Here is a 3,317-nt window from a genome sequence, read left to right on the forward strand (position 1 = left end):
ACCGTTCGAGGCGGCGCTCGCGATCTACAAGGGACTGTTCGGTCTCGCCCCGACCGGCTCCGGCTTCAAGTGGCGCACCATCGCCATCGCCGCGGCGGTCGCGATGATCGGCCCGACCGCCTGGGCCGCAATCCACCGCCTGCCGCCGAACCGGTGGCTCGCGGCCGGCTTCGCCCTGTTGTTCGTCGTCGTCCTCCTCAAGATCGGGGACGATGCGAACTACGAGTTCATCTACTTCCAGTTCTGAGATGGTGTCCGCCTCCGACAGCGCCGGGCCGCGGAACTGGGCGGCCTTCGCGCGCCTGTTCCTCCGCACCGCGATCGGCCTGCTCGCGGGCTACCTCGCGCTGGCCTTCCTGATCGATCCCTACGACAGCGGGCGCTCGACGCTGCTCTCGGCCGGGGCGGTGCGCGCTCAGGGGCCACGCACCGCCGCGGCGATGCGCGGGCGCGATCCGGCCTTCGACGGGGCGGTGTTCGGCAACTCCCACATCCAGCTCGTCGAGCCGGCCCGGCTCTCGGCGGCGACCGGCATCCCCTTCGTGCAGCTCTCCGTCCCCGCGACCGGGCCGGGGGAGCAACTCGCGCTGCTCGCCTGGTTCCTGCGCCACCATCGGTCGCCGAAGGCGGTCGTCCTGGCGGTGGACGACTTCTGGTGCACCGACGATCCGGCGCTGCCCAACGACAAGCCGTTCCCGTTCTGGCTCTACAGCCACGATACGCTGGCCTATCTGCGCGGCCTCCTGCGCTTCTCCGTGGCCCAGGAGGTGGTCGGCCGGGCCGGCTGGATCCTCGGCCCGCGCCGCAAGCGGGCGGCCGCGGACGGCTGGTGGGATTACGAGCCGGATTACCTGAATCTCGGTGCCCTCGACGGCGAGCGCTTCCGCGCCGCCCGCGAGACCCCGGTCCCCGACGCGGCGGAACCGGGCAAGGCCGGGCCGGGCTTCCCCGCCGCCGAGCGCCTCGGCGACGCCCTCGCCGCGCTGCCGGCCGAGACCGCCGTGGTCATGGTCTTCCCCCCGGTCTACGCCGCCGGCCTCCCCCGCCCCGGCACGCCGCGCGCCGATGCCGAGACCGCGTGCCGGCAGGCGATGGCGGCGGCGCTGCGGCGGCACGGGCGCAGCGCCCTGATCGATGCGCGGCGCGAGCGGCCGGCCTCGCACGATCCCGCCCTCTTCTTCGACCAGACCCATTATCGGCACGCCCTGGCGCAGCCCCTCGCCGACGAGATCGCCGCCGCCGTCGTCCGGTTGCGGAACGCACCCTGACCGCCGACCGCCCGGGCGGACCCGGTCTTCGGCAACCCTTGTCCGGGGCTGCACCGTCTCGCGCCTGCGAGACCGAGGAAGGGACCGACCCCATGCCGTCGGCGGCGCCATTTGAGCGTGTCGTCTGTGCCGCATCGCGGGAGCTTTTCGCGCGAGACGGTGCATGGCGGCATCCGCGCGTTGTAGAGCTTGCCCGGCTCGATTATAGCCTCGCCCAAGATCGCCGCTGACCGGCAGGGAGCGCGAGGAAAAGACGATGGCGAAGGTCACGATCGAGGACGGCTACAGGCCCTCCGACGACGAGCCCTTCATGAATGAGCGGCAGCGCGAGTACTTTCGGCGCAAGCTGCTCACGTGGAAGAGCGAGATCCTGCGCGAGGCGCAGGACACGCTGACTGCGCTCCAGAGCGAGAACGAGAACCATCCCGATCTCGCCGACCGCGCCTCCTCCGAGACGGATCGCGCGATCGAGCTGCGCGCCCGCGACCGCCAGCGCAAGCTGACAAGCAAGATCGACGCGGCGCTGGCCCGGCTGGAGGACGGCTCCTACGGCTTCTGCGAGGAGACCGGCGAGCCGATCTCCCTGAAGCGGCTCGATGCGCGGCCGATCGCGACCTTGTCCCTGGAAGCCCAGGAACGGCACGAGCGCCGCGAGCGCGTCTACCGGGACGATTGATCCGGCCCGTGACCCGGTGCCGGCTTCGAGACGGCGCCGGTCAGTGCCGTCCCGCGTCGATCCGAACGAAGCTGCGCACCGGTCCCAGGGCGGACTCGCCGCGGGTGTCGACGGCGATGCGGCCCTGCACCGGGGCGGCGCTGCGGCTCGCGCCGACATCGACGCCGGCCGAGGCCCGGCCCGACAGGCGGATGCAGGTCGTCGTGCCGGGAATGCGGATGAAACCGGCCCCTTGGCTCGGGCACGTCTCCATCGGCGCTTCGGACGGAAGCGGTGCGCGCTCGAACGCCAGGGCCGGATGCAGGCCGGCTGAGAGTGGCACGAGCGCGAGGCAAAGGCCGAGAGCCGATATCCCTCTGCGCATCCCGTCCTCCTTCGCCGGCCCGGCCCGATCCGTCATCACGACCATCGACACGGGTCCGGTGTCAATAATGCGGTGGGGGCGGCTCCGGGGCGCCGCTGCCGGCCCGGAAGGCGCTCTCCTCGACCTGCTCCTGCACCCGCGCGAGCTGCCGGGTGAGCCGGTCGATGACGCCCCATTGCGCGGTGATGGCCGCGTTCAGATCCTCGATTACGGCCTCCTGCTCGGTCAGCCGGATCTCGAGACGGGCAATTCGATCGGTGTCGGACGGCGTTTCGCTCATTGTCGGACCATGCCCGGAGCGGCCGGCTTCTGACAACCGGAGCGGGGAAAAGTGACGGAACAGCCGCGATTCCCTCGGCATGTCGAGGCGGGATGAGGGGTATGTGTTCTTGGCATGAAGGCGACTGTCGTTCGACTATCCCGCGATGTCCACCACCTTCATCAGGTCGCGCATTCGCATCGAACGATCATTCGTCCCGATCGCAAGCTTAGACGCAGTGTCTTGATTTCGGGAGGCCGCCCGATCTCTCGACGAAGACGTCCGGGTTCAGGTGAGATCGACGCCGATCAGCGCTGAGGTCGGCCGGAGGGGCGAGGCCGATACCCGTCGCCGCGCTTTCATCTCCGGCCTGATGCCTGATCCGCGAAAAGTCCGGAAAAATCGAAGGATTCTTTCCGCCTTCCCTTCAGGGCTGTGCCGTCAATGTCGCGCAACGACAGCACGTTGGGCCATGACCGAGCAACCCGCTTCCGATCCCCACACCGTCTTCCTCCCGGCCCTCTGCTGGAGCCGGCGGCAGCCCGACTTCTACGCGGTGACTCAGGATCTTTCCCCGGAGGGCATCACCTTCCGCTCGGCCTTCGAGCCGGCGCTCGACGAGCGGCTCACCTGCAGCATCCGCTACATCGGCCAGCTCGACACCCGGGTCGTCCGGACCGACGACAAGCTGTTCGTCGTCCGCCTGATGGCGTCTCGGCAGCGGGCGGCCGAGGTCGCCCGCACCCTGCT

The 3,317-nt window shown here is 70.2% G+C and carries 4 protein-coding genes and 2 pseudogenes; 4 read left to right on the forward strand and 2 right to left on the reverse strand.

Annotated features, from left to right (window positions below; translation table 11 throughout):
• The 3 genes and pseudogenes from MFF42_RS14825 to dksA form a co-directional block, all read left to right on the forward strand.
• A pseudogene (locus MFF42_RS14825) lies at positions 1–247 on the forward strand (MBOAT family O-acyltransferase); the annotation flags it as partial.
• A 1-nt stretch (position 248) separates the two neighbouring features.
• Positions 249–1,268 carry a hypothetical protein gene (locus tag MFF42_RS14830; RefSeq protein WP_238256420.1) on the forward strand — a complete coding sequence of 340 codons (1,020 nt, stop codon included), beginning with the start codon at positions 249–251 and terminating at the stop codon, positions 1,266–1,268.
• 256 nt (positions 1,269–1,524) lie between these two features.
• The gene (gene dksA / locus MFF42_RS14835; protein ID WP_012455095.1) at positions 1,525–1,944 is read left to right on the forward strand and encodes an RNA polymerase-binding protein DksA; all 420 of its coding nucleotides are present in this window, start codon (positions 1,525–1,527) and stop codon (positions 1,942–1,944) included.
• A gap of 40 nt (positions 1,945–1,984) precedes the next feature.
• Here dksA and MFF42_RS14840 read toward each other — a convergent pair whose 3' ends face one another.
• Together MFF42_RS14840 and MFF42_RS14845 are read right to left on the reverse strand one after the other, a co-directional pair.
• Complete coding sequence (locus MFF42_RS14840; RefSeq protein ID WP_238256421.1) at positions 1,985–2,308, reverse strand: porin; 324 nt, start codon at positions 2,306–2,308, stop codon at positions 1,985–1,987.
• 61 nt (positions 2,309–2,369) lie between these two features.
• Positions 2,370–2,588 (reverse strand): SlyX family protein, encoded by a 219-nt coding sequence (locus tag MFF42_RS14845; protein ID WP_238256422.1) that lies wholly within the window; start codon positions 2,586–2,588, stop codon positions 2,370–2,372.
• Between the two features lie 451 nt (positions 2,589–3,039).
• Here MFF42_RS14845 and MFF42_RS14850 point away from each other — a divergent pair.
• Positions 3,040–3,317 (forward strand): annotated as a pseudogene (locus tag MFF42_RS14850) (PilZ domain-containing protein); the annotation flags it as partial.

The sequence above is a fragment of the Methylorubrum podarium genome (assembly GCF_022179745.1).
In the GTDB taxonomy this organism is placed as follows: domain Bacteria; phylum Pseudomonadota; class Alphaproteobacteria; order Rhizobiales; family Beijerinckiaceae; genus Methylobacterium; species Methylobacterium podarium.